Here is a 16,280-nt window from a genome sequence, read left to right on the forward strand (position 1 = left end):
GAGCTTATCAGATCAGTTTCACTCCGATTAACCGGAGCTTCCCTTTCCGGTCCGCTCTGCCGCCCCTCTCGCGGCGACTCCGGAACTGTACGGGCAGCCGGGCACCACAAGCAAATCGGCGCTCGGGCATTCTGGAGCGCAGTCCGAGGGAGGGGTCGATTCGTGAACATGACAGAACGACTGTCAGAACAAACGGCCGCAGCGGTCGAGGCACTCGTCCGGGCCTGCCGGGGGTTCCCGGTGGCGGTCGAGGTGTTTCCGAGCGCGGTCGCCGAGCCGCGGCGCGTGGCTGTTCTGCTCCCCGGCGGCGGGTTGAACGCGCGTGCCAACTTCGCCACCGCCCGCGACCGCAGTCTGGTGGAGTTCCTCGCCGAGCACGGCTACCTGCCCATCGGCGTCACCCCACGTGAGGACGCCGCCGACGCACGCGACGCGAGCGAGGCCGCCGCCTGGGGCCTGGCCGCCCACCGCACCGATGTCGAGCAGGTGCTCACCGCCATCGTCGAGCACCTCGGCCTGCCCCAGGACCTGCTCGGCCACTCCGCGGGCGCCGCACTGGCCCTCGACCTGGCGGCGCAGCCGGGGTGCGCGGCCGAGCGGGTCCTGGTGCTGGACACCACCGGCCCGTACGACCCGCGGACCGAGCCCGAACGGTCCGCCAGGGCTTCCGCGCTCTGCGACGAGTTCCAGCAGCGGCTCGCGGCGGGCGAGCTGCTCCTCGACCCCGGTCTGAAGGCGGCCTTCGCCGCCACCGACGGGAGCCCGCAGGCCCGGGAGCGGCTGACGCACGCGCTGACCCGGACCAGCGAGCTTCCGGGACCGGCGAACTGGATCTACCACCGCGGGCACAGCGCCGGCGGCGAGTCGCTGGACCTGGACGTCTGGGCGCGAGCCATGGCGGCACTGGGCAGCGGGATGCAGCCGGTGGCGTTGCTGCGGGATCTGGCCGCGCTCTGGGGCGGGCGCGATGAGGTGTACCGGATCGACTGGTCGGCGATCCGCGCGGAGGTGGTCTGGCTCAACGGCGGGTCGGGCCGCGGCGACCACGACCTGGCTGCCCGGCTGATCCGGGCCGGCGGGGCGCGGGTGGACTACCGGGTGGTGCCGGGGTTCGGCCACGGCGACATGGTCTGGGCGCCGCAGGCCGTGAACGCGGTCTGGCCGCTGCTCCTGGCGGACCAGTAGCAGCGGCCAGGGCCGGAGATGGCGAGACCTACCGCGCCATCTCCTCCGCGATCGCCGCGGCGAAGGCGTCGATGTCCTCCTCCGTGGTGTCGAAGGCGGTCATCCAGCGCACCTCGCCGGTGTGCTCGTTCCAGAAGTAGAAGCGGTAACGCTTCTGCAGCCGCTCGCTGACCTCGCGCGGCAGGATCGCGAACACCGCGTTGGCCTGCACCGGGCGGACCACGGTGATGCCGTCGATGCCCCGCACGGCCGTCTCCAGGCGCTTGGCCATGGCGTTGGCGTGGCCGGCGTTGCGCAGCCACAGGTCGCCGGTGAGCAGCGCCTCGAACTGCACCGAGACGAAGCGCATCTTCGAGGCGAGCTGCATCGACATCTTGCGCAGGTACTTGATGTTGCGGACCCGCTCGGGGTTGAGCACCACCACGGCCTCGCCGAACAGCAGGCCGTTCTTGGTGCCGCCGAAGGACAGCACGTCGACGCCGGCCTCGGTGGTGAACTCGCGGAACGGCACACCCAGCGTGGCGGCCGCGTTGGCCAGCCGGGAGCCGTCCATGTGCACCAGCATGCCGCGCTCGTGGGCGTGCTCGCAGATCGCCTTGACCTCGTCCGCCGTGTAGAGCGTGCCGAGCTCGGTGCTCTGGGTGATGGAGACGGCGAGCGGCGAGGCGCGGTGCTCGTCGTCCCAGCCGTACGCCTGCCGGTCGATCAGCTCGGGGGTGAGCTTGCCGTCCGGGGTGGGCACCAGGTGGAGCTTGATGCCGGCCATCTTCTCCGGCGCGCCGCACTCGTCCACGTTGATGTGGGCGCTCTCGGCGGCGATCACGGCGCCCCAGCGCGGGAGCAGGGCCTGCAGGGCGACCACGTTGGCGCCGGTGCCGTTGAACACCGGGTAGGCCTCGGCGCGGTCGCCGAAGTGGCGCTTGAAGACGCTCTGCAGGTGCTCGGTGTACTGGTCCTCGCCGTAGGCGATCTGGTGGCCGCCGTTGGCCAGGGCGATGGCGGCCAGGATCTCCGGGTGGACACCGGCGTAGTTGTCGCTGGCGAACCCGCGGGTCTCGGGGTCGTGGTGGCGCACTGCGTCGGTGGTGTTGCTCATCGGGCTGTCAGCCACAGGTGCTGTCCGTTCAGTTCTGCTGCGGGGCGGGACCAGAGGTCCGCCAGGTGGTCGGCCAGGTCGGCGGTGTCGGTGAAGCCGGTGAACTTGGCCTCCGGCTTCTCGGCCCGCATCTGCGGAGTGAGCAGGGCCTTGATCACCAGGATGACGGCCGCCGCGGTGGGGGTGCCGTCCGGGTCGGTGGTCTGCTTGGCGAAGGAGTGGGCCATGGCGAGCGTCCAGGCCTCGCTGGCGGCCTTGGCGGCCGTGTAGGCGGCGCCGCCCTGGGTGGGGTTGTGCGCGGCGGCGGCGCCGATCATCGCGTAGCGGCCGTCCTTGCTGCGCAGCAGGGCGGGCTGGAAGGCCAGCGAGGTGTGCTGCAGGGTGCGCAGCACGGTGTTGTGCAGGAAGTCCCAGTCCTCGATCTTGGTGTCGGTGAAGGTCTTGCTGCCGCGCCAGCCGCCGACCAGGTGGAACACGCCGTCGACCCGGCCGTGCTCGGCCTCCAGGCGGTCGGCCCACTCCTTCACCCGCTCCAGGTCGAGCAGGTCGATGACCTGGGTGTGCACCGTGGCGTCGGGGACGGCGGTGTGCACGTGGGCGGCGGCCTCGTCGAGCCGCTGCTGGTCGATGTCGGCGGCGATCACCACGGCGCCGCCGGCGGCGAGCCGGCGCAGCACGGCCTGGCCGGCCGGGCCACTGGCACCGGCGACCACGATCACCTTGCCGGTCAGGTCGGTGGTGTTGCTCATGCGGCGATCTCCTTGGGACCGTTGCCGGTGATACCGGTGGTGGCGGCGATGACCCCGCGGAGCTTCTTGGCGAGGGCCTCGTAGAACATGCTGAGCGGGAACTCGTCCGGGTGGACGGCGTCGCAGAGCGCCTTGTTGAGCGCCTTGCCGTCGACGGTGTCCAGCGGCAGGGCCTCGGGGCCCTTGGCCCAGGTGGAGGCCGGGTGCGGGGTGAGGTACTTGGAGACCAGCTGGTAGGCGGCGATCCAGTGGGCGGTCTTGGGGCGGTCGATGCCGGCCCGGTAGAGCGCCTCGATCTCGCCGCAGAGCGCGTTGGTGACCTCGGCGACCCGGTCCCAGTCGATGCTGAGCTTGTTGTCGCGCCAGCGCAGCGCGTCGTGCTGGTGCAGGTAGGCGAAGAGCAGCTGGCCGCCCATGCCGTCGTAGTTGCGCACCCGGCCACCGGTGACCGGGAAGCGGAACATCCGGTCGAAGATGATCGCGTACTGCACGTCGCGGCCCTGGGGGTAGCCTTCGGCCTCCAGGCGGACGGCCTCCTTGAACGCCGTCAGGTCGCAGCGCAGCTCCTCCAGGCCGTACATCCAGAACGGGCTGCGCTGCTTGATCATGAACGGGTCGAACGGCAGGTCGCCGTGGCTGTGGGTGCGGTCGTGGACCAGGTCCCAGAGCACGAAGGTCTGCTGGGCGCGCTCCTGGTCGGCGATCAGCGCGGCGGCGTCCTCGGGGATCTCCAGGCCGAGCAGGTCGATGGCGGACTCGGAGACGGCGCGGAACCGCGCGGCCTCGCGGTCGCAGAAGATGCCGCCCCAGGTGAAGCGCTCGGGGGCCTGGCGAACGGACACCGTCTCCGGGAAGAGCACGGCGGAGTTGGTGTCGTAGCCGGCCGTGAAGTCGGTGAAGGTGATCGGGACGAACATCGGGTTGTCGAAGCGGGTGCGCTCCAGCTCCGCCAGCCAGTCCGGCCAGACCACGCTGAGCAGCACCGCCTCCAGGTTGCGGTCCGGGTTGCCGTTCTGGGTGTACATCGGGAAGACGACCAGGTGCGGCAGGCCGTCGACGCGGTCGGCGGCGGGCTGGAAGGCGAGCAGGGAGTCGAGGAAGTCGGGCTCCCGGTAGCCGGTGTCGGCCCACTTGCGCAGGTCGACCTGGACGGCGTCCAGGTAGGCCGCGTCGTGCGGGAAGAGCGGTGCGAGCTCCTGGATCGCGCCGAGCACGGTGTCCAGCAGCGGGTCCACGGTGGAGCGCTGGACGGTGTTCAGGTCGATCGAGCCGTCCTTCGACTGCAGCGGGCGCAGCGTCTCGACGGCCGTCTTGAGGCGCAGCCAGGCGGGGTGCTCGGCCAGGGCCGCCGCCGGAAAGTCGGCCGCCGCAGTGGGCTTCGACGAAAGATTCTGCATGGGGGACCTGCTTCGACAGAAGTTATTGAGTCAAGAACACGATAAGGACGAAAGGTTCTCCTGTTCAAGGGGGGGCGGGTGAGAAGACCCGCGGACCGACGTGAGAAGACCCACGGACCTTGCAGTCGACCGGCGGCCCGGCGGGCCGGTGGGCCGGTCAACCCGCCGTTCGAGCGTCACCGCGGACCCCGTCACCCGCCACCGGGGCCCCGCCCGGCCCGCTCCCCCGGCGGGCGCTGCGTCACCTCGGCGGGGCCCGCACCCCCGTGCGCCCCGCGCGCGCCCTGCTGGTGGGCCGTCCAGCCGGGCGATCGTGGTGGCACGCCTGCGGCGGAACGCGCCGGGGCGGCCCGGAGGGGGCGAGCGATGCACGGACCGGCCGTCCTGAGCTGGCTGCTGGCGCTGCTCACCACCGCCACGGGCGTCCTGTGCCTGCTGCGGTTGCGCGGCCGCGGTGGGCACGGGGCGTGCTCCTCGGACGCGGTGGAGGCCGCGATGGGCCTCGGCACCGCCGCGATGATCACGCTGGGTGACCGGCTGCCGGCCTCGCTCTGGGTGGCGCTCTTCGGACTACTGGGCGCCGCCGCACTGGCCACCGCGCTCGGCCCGCGGGCCGGCGGCCGGCGGGCGCACCGGCTGCACCACGCGGTCGGTGCGGCGGCGATGGTCTACATGGCGCTGGCGATGCGGGCGCCGCAGCCGCACCCGGGCATGGTGATGCCGATGGGACTGCCGCCGCTGACCGGCCTGCTGCTGCTCTACTTCGGCGGCTACGCGCTCTGGTCCGGCAGCCGGCTGCTGACGGCGGACGGGGTGGCCACCGGTGGCGGACCGGTCCCGCAGGCCTGCCGGCTCGCCATGGGCGTTGGCATGTTCGCGATGCTGCTGGCGCTCTGACACACCGTGCGTACACGGTCGTGAAACACCGCCGGCTGACGCAGCGCGGTGGTGTTGGTCACGGCGCCGGGCCGATGGTTCCGCGTGCCCGGGCGAGGGCCTAGATTGAGCGCAGCGTTCTGTCGCGCCTTCCCTCAGGGGGACTTGCTGCCATGACGGCCCTGCTCGGCCTGCTGCTGCTCGGATTCGTGCTCGCCACCGGCGGGCCCCTCCTGCTGGCCCGGGCCCGCTGGGTCGACCGTGAACCGGTGCTGGCGCTGCTGGTCTGGCAGTGCCTGGTGGTGGCGGTGCTGCTCTGCTGCGCGCTGAGCCTGCTGCTCTCGGTCGCGGCCGCGCTGCCCGCCGTGCGCGCCATGATCTTCACAGGTGCGCCGCCCGGTGTGGAGGCCGCCTACCAGCTGGTCGACGCGGAGGGCTGGGGTCGCCTGGTTGCGGCACTGCTGGCGCTCGGCGGTGCGTGGACGGGGGTCTCGCTGGTCCGGGAGATCCGCGCGGCTCGCGCGCTGCGGGAGAGCCGGCACCGCGAACTGGCGCACCGGGCACCGGAGTTGCCGGTCGGCATCGGAGCGCCGCCGGCCCGCCGCGAGCGGCTGGTGGTGCTGGAGAACGTGCGGCCCGACGCCTGGTCGCTCCCCGGTCCGCAGTCCCGGCTGGTGGTCACCACGGGTGCGTTGCGCCGGTTGACCGACCGGGAGTTGGAGGCGGTGCTCAGTCATGAGCGCGTCCATGTCCGGGCCCGACACCACTGGCTGTCGCAGGGTGCGCAGGCGCTCGCCGCGGGCTTCCCGAGGGTCACCGTCTTCACCGCGTTCCGCGACCAGGTGGGCGAGTTGGTGGAGTTGGCCGCCGACGACCGGGCGGCCCGCCGGCACGGGCGGATGACCACCGCGCACGCGATGGTCGAGATCAACGCCGGGCGCGGGGTGTTCGAGGGCTGCTCCGGGTCGTACGGGCCGGGCCAGTTGGCGCAGGCACCGCGCCGGGTGGACCGGCTACTGGCGGGCGAGCCGCGGCTACCGGTGGGCAGCCGGCTGCGGTTGACCCTGCTGGCCCTGGGTGCGCCGGCCACCGTGCTGCTGCTGGCGGCCGCGCCGGGGCTGGGCGCGCTGCGCTGACCCCGGGGCGATGGCCCCCGGCGACTGGCGAGAACCGCTAGCCGCAGCTCGGCTGACGCCCCATCAGGGAGCGCCGCAGTACCGCGCGGTGGAGCGGCCGGGCCTCCTGGTAGCGCTGCCAGCCCACCTCGGAGAGCAGCACGAAGACGCCCCGGCGGTCTTCCGTGCACATGTGGCGCTCGACCAGGCCGTCCTTCTCCAGCCGGCCGATCAGCCGGGAGAGCGCACTCTGGCTCAGGTGCACCTTCTCGCCGAGCTCCTGCACCCGCAGCTTCCCGGCCCACTCGTCGCGCGACTCGGCCAGCCGCTCCAGCACCTCGAACTCGCTCATGCCGAGCCCGAAGCGCTCCCCCAACTCCCGGTCCAGGGCGCAGGCAGTGGCCGCGTGGCGAGCCAGCAGCTCGCGCCAGGCGGCGACCAGGTCGGCCGACTCGGCCGCGTCGATCTCGGACACACCGCCGACCTTATCACATGCACATGAACAATATGCAACAGAATTAAATCTACTTGCATTGATTGCACATGCATGTAGTGTCACACCCATGCCGACCAACACCAAGCCAACCGACCAGAAGCCATCGCCGACTGATGCCCCGTCAGGACACGAGCACTGGAGCCCCCGCCTCTGGGGCGCCCTGATCGTGCTCTGTGCCGCACTCTTCCTGGACGCCCTCGACGTCTCGATGGTCGGCGTCGCACTGCCGTCCATCGGCGGCGACCTGAAGCTGTCGACGTCGACCCTCCAGTGGGTGGTCTCCGGCTACGTGCTCGGCTACGGCGGCCTGTTGCTGCTCGGCGGCCGCGCCGCCGACCTGCTGGGCCGGCGCCGGGTGTTCCTGATCGCACTCGCCGTCTTCGCCGGCGCCTCGCTGCTCGGCGGCCTGTTGCACGACGGCAACCTGCTGATCGGCGCCCGCTTCCTCAAGGGCGCCAGCGCCGCCTTCACCGCCCCGGCCGCGCTCTCCATCATCACCACCACCTTCCCCGAGGGGCCGGCCCGCAACAAGGCGCTGTCGATCTTCACCACCTGCGGCGCGAGCGGCTACTCGCTGGGCTTGGTGCTCAGCGGCCTGCTCACCTCGGTGGGTTGGCGCTGGACGTTCCTGATGCCGGTGCCGGTGGCCGTGATCGCCCTGGTCTTCGCCCTGCGGGTGCTGCCCAAGCACGCCCATGAGCGCGGCGACGGCGGCTACGACGTGCTCGGCGCGATCACCGGCACCGCCGCGCTGCTGCTGCTGGTCTTCACCGTCACCGAGGCGCAGAGCGTGGGTTGGGCGACGGCCCGCACCATCGGCTCGCTGTTCGCCGTGGCCGTGCTGCTGGTCGCCTTCCTGGTGATCGAGCAGCGCACCGCGCACCCCCTGGTCCGGCTCGGCATCTTCCGCAACGGCGCCGTGGCCCGGGCCAATTCGACCGCGCTCCTGCTGATGGGCTCCTACGCGGGCTTCCAGTTCATCATCGCGCTCTACCTGCAGCGGACCCTGCACTGGTCGGCGCTGCAGATGGGCTTCGGGCTGCTGCCGGCCGGCGCACTCGTGGCCCTGTCGGCCACCAGGATGGGCGCGATCGTGGACCGCTACGGCACCGGCCGACTGCTCCCGCTGGGCAGCCTGGCGATGCTGATCGGCTACGCGCTGTTCCTGCGGCTCGGCCCGCACGGCACCTTCCTGGGCCTGGTGCTGCCGACCATGCTGCTGCTCGGCATCGGCTTCGCGCTCTTCTACCCCTCGGTCAACATCGCCGCCACCAACGGCGTGGCCGACGAGGAGCAGGGCCTCGCCTCCGGGTTGGTGAACACCGCGATCCAGGTGGGCAACGCGCTGGTGCTGGCGGTGACCACCGCCGTGCTCACCGCCGGCAGCCACGGCGGCACCAGCGCGCAGGATCAACTCGACGGCTACCGTCCGGCGTTGGTGCTGGTCACGGTGGTGGCGCTGGCCGGTCTGCTGATCACTGCGGCCGGTGCGGTGCTGGACCGCCGCAGGGCCGGGGTGCGCCACTCGGTGCCGGACTACGATTACCGGCGGGCCGACTCCGGGGCGGCCCTCAAGGAGCGGGTCTGACGGACCGGCAGTTCCCGAGGTCGGCACCCACCGAACCGGCGCCACCACGCCGTTCGGTGGGCGCCGGTCTCACCAGTCCCCCGTTCTGGTGAGACCGACACCGGCCCCGTACGGACCCGCGCCAGCCATCGCCTCGGGCGCAGGTCGGCCACTCTCGGTCAGCACGTGTTGACCCAGAGCCAACCAACGTACGGAGCTGACACGATGGCACCTCGCGGGGAATCGGTCAACGAGGAGATGCGACTGCGCTCCCGGCGCCGGCTGATGCGCGCCACGGTGGAACTGGTGGACCAGCGCGGTTACGCCGCCACCACGCTCGCCGACATCGCCGAACGCGCCGGGCTCGCCCGCGGACTGGTCTCCTACTACTTCGACGGCAAACGGCTCCTCATGCAGTCCGCCACCCACCGGCTGATGCACCTGGAGCTGGCCGCCGCACTGGCCGAACTGCCGCCGGACGCTTCACCGCAGGAGCGACTGGCCGCGGCGATCGACCAAGTCCTGCGCACCGCACTGGACCATCCGCGGGTGATGCGCTCGCACCTGGCGCTGATCCTCGACCCGGACACCGGCGGCTTCGTCCAGGATCCGGAGCAGCAGCAGCTCGGCACGCTCCTGCGGAAGGTGCTGGCGGACTGGGGCGCGACCGACCCGGTGGCCGAACACGCGGTGCTGCGCAGCGCGTTGATGGGCGGCTGCATCGGTGTGCTGCTGCCCGGCGCGCAGACCCCGCTGCCGCCGATCCGGGCCGATCTCTTCGCCCGCTACGGCCTGCCCTGGGAGTTGGGGCGGCCGCCGGAGGACGGGTGTCCCGGCCGGCCGGACTGGGCGCACCTGGCCTCCGGCTGACCGGGTCGCCGGATCAGTTCTCGGCCAGGATGGACGTCAGCAGGTCGGTGGTCTTCTCCGGGGTGAGGCTGTCCACGCAGAGGCGTTCCATCACCTGGACGTAGGCGTCCACGTCGTCCCGCTTGTCCAGGTAGAGCGCGCTGGTCAGCTGCTCCAGGTAGACCACGTCGGCGAGGTCCTGCTCGGGGAAGCGCAGGATGCTGAAGGCGCCGCTCTCCCCGGCGTGCGCACCGAACCGGAACGGCATCACCTGGATCACCACGTTGGGCTGCTCAGCGATGTCGATCAGGTACTGGAGCTGGCCGCGCATCACCTTGGGGCCGCCGACCGGCCGGCGCAGCGCCGCCTCGTCGATCACCGCCCACAGCCGCGGGCCCTGCCCCTCCGCCAGCAGCTTCTGGCGGCGCAGTCGCAGGCCGACCAGGCGCTCGACCTCCTCCTCGCCGAGGGTCGGGCTGCTCTGGGTGAAGACGGCGCGGGCGTACGCCTCGGACTGCAGCAGGCCGGGGATGAACTGCACCTCGTAGGTGCGGATCAGCGAGGCTGCCTCCTCCAGGCCGACGTAGGTCTGGAACCAGCCCGGCAGCACGTCACTGAAGCTGTGCCACCAGCCGGACTTGTTGGCCTCGCGGACCAGGCCGAGCAGCGACTCGCGCTCCTCGCCGTCGGTCACGCCGTAGAGGGTCAGCAGGTCGGCGACATCGCGCTCCTTGAAGCTGACCCGCCCCAGTTCCATCCGGCTGATCTTCGACTCGGAGGCGCGGATGGCGTACCCGGCGTCCTCCCGGGTGACGCCGCGGGCCTCGCGCAGCCTGCGCAGCTGGGAACCCAGGAGGATCCGGCGCACCATCGAACCGCCGCCGGGCTGCACTGTGGTCATGCCGTGGGAACCTCCGCCTCAGGAAAACAGCGCACAGTCTGCCATCATCCGGCCGCTCACAGTGCCTGTACCAGTACAAGGATCTACCAATTTTGCATCGGCACGTCCATCAGCACGTCCATCCGCACGTACGGATGCACGTGCATCCGGCGCCTGCATATGCCAATAGTGCGACTGCACGTGAATCGACTCTTGCATCCGCCGTGAGCACAGAGCACGATGGTGCACGTGCAGTTGCACACCCCCTGTGACAGTCCCGCGGGCTTCGTCGTCGACCCCCTGCACGTGGTCGAGGCGACGGCGAAGCGGCCGAGCGAGTCGGAGGTGACCGGCATGACCCCGCCGGGTCCAGCCGTGTCCGCCCCCTTATGGGAGGAGCTCTTCATGGGCACCGGTACGGCGCTTGCCATCGACCCTGACGTGGTCACCTGCACGCTCCCCCCTCGCTATGACGCGGTGAAGGCCGCGCGCGACTTCGCCAAGGGTTCGCTGCAGCGCTGGGGCCTGGGCGGCATGTTCGACGATGTCGCGCTGGTCGCTTCGGAGTTGGTCACCAATGCACTGCGGCACGCGGTCGGCCGTCCGACCGCGACGGACCTGCCGGGCCACCAGCCGTTCCCGGTCCAGTCCGGTCCGGCCGACGGCCGGCTGCCGATCCGGATCAGCCTGGTGCACCGGGCGCCCCAACTGGTCTGCGCCGTCAGCGATCCGAGCAGTCAGGGACCGGTCACCAGGGAGGCCGACTTCGTGGCCGAGTCGGGGCGGGGGCTGCACCTGGTCGACTCGTTCAGCTGCTCCTGGGGGTGGCACCCGCTGGCTTCCGGAACCGGCAAGGTGGTCTGGGCCGTGTTCCAGACCGAGGAGGCATCCGCCCTGCCCTCGCTGGTGGTTGACGGCGTGACGATCGGACGCCACCGCCGCTCCGCCTGACCGGCCCCGCCCACCGAACGCCGCGCCGTCGCGCGGCGTTTCGCGTTCTCCCGCCCGATCGCCGGCGCCGCTCCCGGACCGACGGACCAGGGGCGCCGACGGACCGACCGACGAGCGGCGCCGAGGACGTGCGGAACGCCGCCGCAGCCTCCCTTCGCCGCGGCGGCGTCCGGTTCGATCCGCCGGGCCCGCCAACAGCCCTGACGCTGGATCAGGTGTCAGGCGACCAGGTGGTCGAACTCCCCGTCCTTGACGCCGAGCAGGAGTGCCTCGATCTCGTCCCGGGTGTAGATGAGTGCCGGGCCGTCCGGGAAGCGAGAGTTGCGCATGGCGACGGCGCCGCCGTCGAGGGCCGCCAGCTCCACGCAGTTGCCCTTGGAGTTGCTGTGGCGACTCTTCTGCCAGACCACGCCTTCGAGGTCCGCTGCGGGCATGCCGTTGTACGTGTGGTGCATCGAATTCTCCCAAGAGCTGGAGTGCTCATAGCGCTCGGCGCCCGACCGCTCCGGCCGCCGGCCGCCTCCGGCTCGTACGGGCAGGGCGAATGCCTTACTTGTCGTGATGATAACGCTAATGCACGTGCATCGGCATGCGATTTTGCGCGTGCACCGTCAGGAACTTGATGTGGCAAACCCGCGCCAAACCGACACAATGCGGCGGATGGATCGGGCAATTGAGGGCGATTCACCCTCCTCGTCGTCACCCCGCGTCAGGGCACTTCCCGCGCTCTCTGACCGGTTCAACCATTGACAGGCCCATTCAATGGTCGAGTTCGCAGCCGAACCCTCACACTCCGTCACATCAACGCCAAATGAGGGTGGTTTCCCGGACACCGCGCCCTGCCGCCGGTGGAGAAGAACTGGACGGCGGACAATCGATCGGCAGCCCGATGCGTACTGATCACGCGCATGTCCTACGATTCTGCGCCATGAGCACTGCAGCCATCCCGGGCGCACCACTGCCCGTCCGCACGCCAGGCTCCCGATCACGGGGGCGCCACCGCCGTCCCGAGCGCCCCGAGGTTCCGGTCGGCGCGGCGCCGCTGGTCCTCGCGGTGCCGGCCGAGGCGACGCCCGAGACGGTCTCGGTGGTGGACGAGCTGATCTCGGTGATCCGCGGCGAGCAGCCCGGCATCGAAATGCTGGCCGGCTGGCTGCCGGGCCCGGCCGCCGAGCCGGTGGCCGAGGAGGAGCAGGACGAGCCGGACGCCCCTCGGGCGAAGCCGGCCGACGTCGCCCCCACGGTGGCCGACCTGGTGGCCCGGGCCGCCGATCTGGGCCTGCCCGCCCCGATCGTGGTGCCGCTGGTCGCCGGACCGCACGACTTCCTGGCCGGGCTGCACCAGCTCGCCGCCGAGACCGGGGCGCAGGTGACCGAGCCGCTCGGCCCGCACCCGCTGCTGGCCGAGGCCGTGCACGTGCGGCTCTCCGAGGCCGGCCTGGCCCGTGCCGACCGCGCCCGCCTGTTCGCCATCGCCACGGCCGCCGACGGCGTGGTGCTGACCACGGTGGGCGGCGAGGAGGCCGCCGCGGCGGCCGGTGTCACCGGCGTGCTGCTCGCCGCCCGGCTGGCGGTGCCGGTGGTGGCCGCCGCCCTGGACGTGCCCGGCTCGGTGGCCGGCGCCGTCGAGCACCTGCGGGCCACCGGCTCGCAGCGGCCCGCCCTGGCCCCGCTGGTGATCGGCCCCGAGGCGAGCGGCGACGCGCTGCTGGCCGCCGCCGAGGAGACCGGCTGCCCGAGCGCCGCGCCGATCGGCGCCTACCCGACGGTCGGCCAGCTGATCGCCTCGGTGTACCTGGCCGCACTGCCCGCTCCCGCCGAGCCCGAGCCGACCACGGAGGACCCCCAGTTCCCCGCGCAGGCCGCCCCGGAGGTCACCGAGGAGGGCTGAGCCCCCGCACGTCCGTCTGGCCCTGTCCGCGCCCCCTGAGGCGCGGACAGGGCCTTTCGCGTTGCGCCCGGGCCCACCGCTTCCGCTGGCAGGTGGTCAGTTCGCGGACACGGTGTCCCAGGCTTCGTCAATCTGCCCGTATCTGTCCGTTTTGACCGCACTAGCACCCCGTCAGGCGCGGGGTCTCGAATCGATAACGGATGCCTGCCAGGCCGCCTTCGAGTCCCTGTGAACTTGCCGGGAGTACTTCTTGCGACACCGCCGGGCTTTGCACGGCCCGTCAGCCTGAAACGGCGGCAACTTCGCTGGCGAACAACCCGGTTGCCCGCTTCCCAGCCAACGGTCCATCAGCCGATCGCACACTTCGATCTTGAAGGTCAAGTGAATGCCATGTGATGTCTCTCACAGTCGTTTGCGAATCCTTCTTATGTCTGTCTAACGTGCTCCCCGTTCGTGGTCACACGGACCCAGCGGGCCGGACGCCGAGTCCTGCCACCGGCCCTGCTGGCGGCGCGAAAACGCAACCACGGCAGGAGCGGGGGACCCAGGTAAGCCGCCCCGGAAGACCGGGGCTTGGGGTGAAGCCGTGCACGCACGGCCGGGCAACTCCAGTCCGAACCCGACAGCTCACCTCGTAGGCGTAGGAGAGGAACGCGTCTTCATGCTGCCCACGACTGGCACGAACCGTCCGTCCCGCAACGCCAAGCGCGCGATCGCCGCCACCGGCCTGCTCGGCCTGGGACTGGCGCTGCCGTGCATCACCGCCACCACCGCCTCCGCCGCACCGGTCTCGGTCTGGGACAAGGTCGCTGCCTGTGAGAGCAGCGGCAACTGGAGCATCAACACCGGCAACGGCTTCTACGGCGGCCTCCAGTTCACCTCCTCGACCTGGGCGGCCTACGGTGGCACCCAGTACGCCCCGCAGGCCAACCAGGCCACCAAGGACCAGCAGATCGCCGTCGCCGAGAAGGTGCTCGCCGACCAGGGCCCCGGCGCCTGGCCGGTCTGCTCGATCCAGGCGGGCCTGACCCAGGGCGGTGCCCCGGCGCAGGTCAACCCGAACCCCGCCACCCCGGCTCCGGCCGCCCCGGCTCAGCAGCCGGCCCCGGCGCAGCAGACCCCGACCCAGCAGCCGGCCCCGGCCCAGCCGGCCGCCCCGGCGCAGCGCACCGAGCACCAGAGCTACACCGTGCTGGCCGGCGACTGGCTGTCCACCATCGCCCAGAAGCACAACGTGGACGGCGGCTGGCAGAAGCTCTACGAGCTCAACAAGTCGGTGCTGACCCAGGGTCCGAACTGGATCTACCCGGGCGAGAAGCTCGACCTGGGCGCGGTCGCCGTGGCCACCCCCGCCACTCCCGCCAAGAACACTGACGAGTCCTCGGACGCCGCCACCCCGGCCCCGGCGGCGATCCCGGCCCGCACCACCAGCCTGCAGACCGGCTCCAGCGCCCAGAGCGCCACCGGTGCCCTCGCCGCCGCGGTCAGCTTCGCGGAGTCCAAGGTCGGCCAGGCGTACGTCTGGGGCGGTACCGGCAACGGCGGCTGGGACTGCTCGGGCCTGACCCAGGCCGCGATGGCCCAGGCCGGCATCTCCATCCCGCGCATCGCCGCCGACCAGGCCGCCGCCTCCACCCGGGTCTCGCTGGACGACCTGCAGCCCGGCGACCTGCTCTTCTGGTCCAACAACGGCGCCGCCTCCGGCGTCTACCACGTGGGCCTGTACGTGGGCGACGGCAAGTTCGTCGAGGCCGCCAACCCGAGCTCCGGCGTGAAGTACGAGACCATCGCGAACTACACCCCGAGCTTCGCCGGCCGGGTCTGACCCGCCGCACAGCCGGCGGGCACCGACCCGCCGCGCCCCTGATCAGCCGAGGGCCGCCTCCCGCACGTGGGGCGGCCCTCGGCCGTTCCGGTCGGGCCCCGGCGGGAGGCGGCACGACCGGGCGCACCGAGGGCTCCGGCGACTGGTCGTCCGTGGCCACCCGGCGCGCTCCCGGTGCACCGGTGCCGCCCCGGCGGGGCCGACGGCCCGGGCCGGCTGCCCCATGAGCGGCGCGGCGGCGCCGAGTCCGGGTGACCGCGTCCGGAGCGCCGGGAGCCGGCGCCTCGGGCTCGCGAACGCGGATGCCGCCGACCCCGAAGGGCCGACGGCATCCGCTGAGCGGCTTCCCGATGGTCCGTTACCGCGCCCGCGCTCCGGTGGAGCCGCGCATCACCAGCTCCGGCTGGAACATGAACTCGCCCCGCTGGGTCGACTGCCCGCCGACCTCCTCGAGCAGCGCGTCCACGGCGGCGGTGGCCATCGCCTCCACCGGCTGGCGGATGGTGGTGAGCGGCGGCTCGGTGAAGGCGATCAGCGGCGAGTCGTCGAAGCCGACCACCGAGATGTCCCCCGGTACGCTCAGCCCGCGCTGCCGCACCGCCCGGATCGCGCCCAGCGCCATCATGTCGCTGCCGCAGACGATCGCGGTGCAGCCCCGGTCGAGCAGCGCGCCGGCGGCCGCGTGCCCGCCCTCCACGCTGAACAGGGTGGAGTGCACCAGCTGCTCGGCGTCCTCGGCGGTGACCCCGAGCACCGACCGCATCGCGGCGGTGAAGCCCTCGATCTTGCGCTGCACCGGCACGAAGCGGCGCTGGCCGACCGCCAGCCCGATCCGCTCGTGCCCGAGCTCGGCCAGGTGCTGCACCGCCATCCACATCGCGGCCCGGTCGTCCGGCGAGATGAACGGCGCGGCGATCTTCTCGCTGTAGCCGTTGATCAGCACGAAGGGCACCTGACGGCCCGTCAGTTTGGCGTACCGGTCGTGGTCGGCGGTGGTGTCGGCGTGCAGCCCGGAGACGAAGACGATGCCCGCGACCTGGCGGTCCACCAGCATCTCGACCAGTTCGTCCTCGGTGGACCCGCCGGGGGTCTGGGTGCAGAGCACCGGGGTGTAGCCGTGCCGGCTGAGCACCTGCTCGATCACCTGGGCCAGCGCGGGGAAGATCGGGTTGCTCAGCTCCGGGGTGATCAGCCCGATCAGGCCGGCGCTGCGCTGGCGCAGCCGGGTCGGCCGCTCGTAGCCGAGCACGTCGAGGGCCGCCAGCACGGTCTGGCGGGTGGTCGCCGAGACGCCCGCCTTGCCGTTGAGGACGCGGCTGACGGTGGCCTCGCTGACCCCAGCCTGCGCCGCGATGTCAGAGAGTCGCGCCGTAGTCACGAGCCCAGAGCCTATTGCAACCATG

15 protein-coding genes and 1 riboswitch are annotated in these 16,280 nt (G+C 71.9%); of the genes, 8 read left to right on the forward strand and 7 right to left on the reverse strand.

Going from position 1 to position 16,280, the window contains the following annotated elements; translation table 11 throughout:
* The first annotated feature begins 285 nt into the window (after nt 1-285).
* The gene (locus tag LN042_RS31340) at nt 286-1,185 is read left to right on the forward strand and encodes a hypothetical protein (protein ID WP_230054818.1); all 900 of its coding nucleotides are present in this window, start codon (nt 286-288) and stop codon (nt 1,183-1,185) included.
* 28 nt (nt 1,186-1,213) lie between these two features.
* Here LN042_RS31340 and LN042_RS31345 read toward each other — a convergent pair whose 3' ends face one another.
* From LN042_RS31345 to LN042_RS31355, 3 genes are read right to left on the reverse strand one after another with little or no spacing between them, the layout of a single operon-like run.
* The gene (locus tag LN042_RS31345; protein WP_230054819.1) at nt 1,214-2,281 is read right to left on the reverse strand and encodes a threonine aldolase family protein; all 1,068 of its coding nucleotides are present in this window, start codon (nt 2,279-2,281) and stop codon (nt 1,214-1,216) included.
* Entirely contained in the window at nt 2,278-3,030 is a 753-nt protein-coding gene (locus LN042_RS31350; protein ID WP_230054820.1) for an SDR family NAD(P)-dependent oxidoreductase, read from the reverse strand. The genes LN042_RS31345 and LN042_RS31350 overlap by 4 nt, the downstream gene beginning before the upstream one ends.
* Nucleotides 3,027-4,427, reverse strand: a complete 1,401-nt coding sequence (locus LN042_RS31355) for a DUF6421 family protein (RefSeq protein ID WP_230054821.1) — start codon at nt 4,425-4,427, stop codon at nt 3,027-3,029. The genes LN042_RS31350 and LN042_RS31355 overlap by 4 nt, the downstream gene beginning before the upstream one ends.
* A gap of 366 nt (nt 4,428-4,793) precedes the next feature.
* Between LN042_RS31355 and LN042_RS31360 the strand changes: the two genes are divergently transcribed.
* Entirely contained in the window at nt 4,794-5,324 is a 531-nt protein-coding gene (locus tag LN042_RS31360; RefSeq protein WP_230054822.1) for a DUF5134 domain-containing protein, read from the forward strand.
* Between the two features lie 152 nt (nt 5,325-5,476).
* Entirely contained in the window at nt 5,477-6,439 is a 963-nt protein-coding gene (locus tag LN042_RS31365) for a M56 family metallopeptidase (RefSeq protein WP_230054823.1), read from the forward strand.
* Between the two features lie 37 nt (nt 6,440-6,476).
* Here LN042_RS31365 and LN042_RS31370 read toward each other — a convergent pair whose 3' ends face one another.
* A complete protein-coding gene (locus LN042_RS31370) occupies nt 6,477-6,893 on the reverse strand; it encodes a MarR family winged helix-turn-helix transcriptional regulator (protein ID WP_308191894.1) in 417 nt (138 codons plus the stop codon).
* An 88-nt stretch (nt 6,894-6,981) separates the two neighbouring features.
* Between LN042_RS31370 and LN042_RS31375 the strand changes: the two genes are divergently transcribed.
* Nucleotides 6,982-8,502, forward strand: a complete 1,521-nt coding sequence (locus LN042_RS31375) for an MFS transporter (RefSeq protein ID WP_230054824.1) — start codon at nt 6,982-6,984, stop codon at nt 8,500-8,502.
* A 204-nt stretch (nt 8,503-8,706) separates the two neighbouring features.
* Entirely contained in the window at nt 8,707-9,351 is a 645-nt protein-coding gene (locus LN042_RS31380) for a TetR/AcrR family transcriptional regulator (RefSeq protein ID WP_230054825.1), read from the forward strand.
* 13 nt (nt 9,352-9,364) lie between these two features.
* Here LN042_RS31380 and LN042_RS31385 read toward each other — a convergent pair whose 3' ends face one another.
* Entirely contained in the window at nt 9,365-10,231 is an 867-nt protein-coding gene (locus tag LN042_RS31385) for a Sco1979 family transcriptional regulator (RefSeq protein WP_230054826.1), read from the reverse strand.
* A gap of 228 nt (nt 10,232-10,459) precedes the next feature.
* Between LN042_RS31385 and LN042_RS31390 the strand changes: the two genes are divergently transcribed.
* Nucleotides 10,460-11,161, forward strand: coding sequence for an ATP-binding protein (locus LN042_RS31390; RefSeq protein WP_308191895.1), 702 nt, complete (start codon nt 10,460-10,462; stop codon nt 11,159-11,161).
* A 218-nt stretch (nt 11,162-11,379) separates the two neighbouring features.
* On the opposite strand, the gene LN042_RS31395 is transcribed toward LN042_RS31390, so the two are convergent.
* Nucleotides 11,380-11,616, reverse strand: coding sequence for a DUF397 domain-containing protein (locus LN042_RS31395; RefSeq protein WP_101379175.1), 237 nt, complete (start codon nt 11,614-11,616; stop codon nt 11,380-11,382).
* Nucleotides 11,617-12,089: 473 nt separating this feature from the next.
* Between LN042_RS31395 and LN042_RS31400 the strand changes: the two genes are divergently transcribed.
* Both LN042_RS31400 and LN042_RS37475 read left to right on the forward strand, forming a co-directional pair.
* Nucleotides 12,090-13,052 carry a sirohydrochlorin chelatase family protein gene (locus LN042_RS31400; RefSeq protein ID WP_230054827.1) on the forward strand — a complete coding sequence of 321 codons (963 nt, stop codon included), beginning with the start codon at nt 12,090-12,092 and terminating at the stop codon, nt 13,050-13,052.
* 509 nt (nt 13,053-13,561) lie between these two features.
* Nucleotides 13,562-13,706, forward strand: a riboswitch (cyclic di-AMP (ydaO/yuaA leader).
* 7 nt (nt 13,707-13,713) lie between these two features.
* On the forward strand, nt 13,714-14,877 hold the full coding sequence (locus LN042_RS37475; protein WP_283843973.1) for a transglycosylase family protein: 1,164 nt from the start codon (nt 13,714-13,716) through the stop codon (nt 14,875-14,877).
* Nucleotides 14,878-15,235: 358 nt separating this feature from the next.
* Here the strand turns inward: LN042_RS37475 and LN042_RS31415 are convergent, their stop codons facing one another.
* Nucleotides 15,236-16,279 carry a LacI family DNA-binding transcriptional regulator gene (locus LN042_RS31415; RefSeq protein WP_230054828.1) on the reverse strand — a complete coding sequence of 348 codons (1,044 nt, stop codon included), beginning with the start codon at nt 16,277-16,279 and terminating at the stop codon, nt 15,236-15,238.
* Between the last annotated feature and the right edge of the window lies 1 nt (nt 16,280).

The organism is Kitasatospora humi (genome assembly GCF_020907985.1).
GTDB classification, from domain to species: domain Bacteria; phylum Actinomycetota; class Actinomycetes; order Streptomycetales; family Streptomycetaceae; genus Kitasatospora; species Kitasatospora humi.

Excerpts from the sequence above, each read along its gene's own strand:
- LN042_RS31345 (WP_230054819.1), bottom strand. The coding sequence starts at position 2,281 with ATGAGCAACACCACCGACGCAGTGCGCCACCACGACCCCGAGACCCGC.
- LN042_RS31350 (WP_230054820.1), bottom strand. The coding sequence starts at position 3,030 with ATGAGCAACACCACCGACCTGACCGGCAAGGTGATCGTGGTCGCCGGT.
- LN042_RS31355 (WP_230054821.1), bottom strand. The coding sequence starts at position 4,427 with ATGCAGAATCTTTCGTCGAAGCCCACTGCGGCGGCCGACTTTCCGGCG.
- LN042_RS31360 (WP_230054822.1), top strand. The coding sequence starts at position 4,794 with ATGCACGGACCGGCCGTCCTGAGCTGGCTGCTGGCGCTGCTCACCACC.
- LN042_RS31365 (WP_230054823.1), top strand. The coding sequence starts at position 5,477 with ATGACGGCCCTGCTCGGCCTGCTGCTGCTCGGATTCGTGCTCGCCACC.
- LN042_RS31375 (WP_230054824.1), top strand. The coding sequence starts at position 6,982 with ATGCCGACCAACACCAAGCCAACCGACCAGAAGCCATCGCCGACTGAT.
- LN042_RS31380 (WP_230054825.1), top strand. The coding sequence starts at position 8,707 with ATGGCACCTCGCGGGGAATCGGTCAACGAGGAGATGCGACTGCGCTCC.
- LN042_RS31385 (WP_230054826.1), bottom strand. The coding sequence starts at position 10,231 with ATGACCACAGTGCAGCCCGGCGGCGGTTCGATGGTGCGCCGGATCCTC.
- LN042_RS31395 (WP_101379175.1), bottom strand. The coding sequence starts at position 11,616 with ATGCACCACACGTACAACGGCATGCCCGCAGCGGACCTCGAAGGCGTG.
- LN042_RS31400 (WP_230054827.1), top strand. The coding sequence starts at position 12,090 with ATGAGCACTGCAGCCATCCCGGGCGCACCACTGCCCGTCCGCACGCCA.
- LN042_RS37475 (WP_283843973.1), top strand. The coding sequence starts at position 13,714 with ATGCTGCCCACGACTGGCACGAACCGTCCGTCCCGCAACGCCAAGCGC.
- LN042_RS31415 (WP_230054828.1), bottom strand. The coding sequence starts at position 16,279 with ATGGTTGCAATAGGCTCTGGGCTCGTGACTACGGCGCGACTCTCTGAC.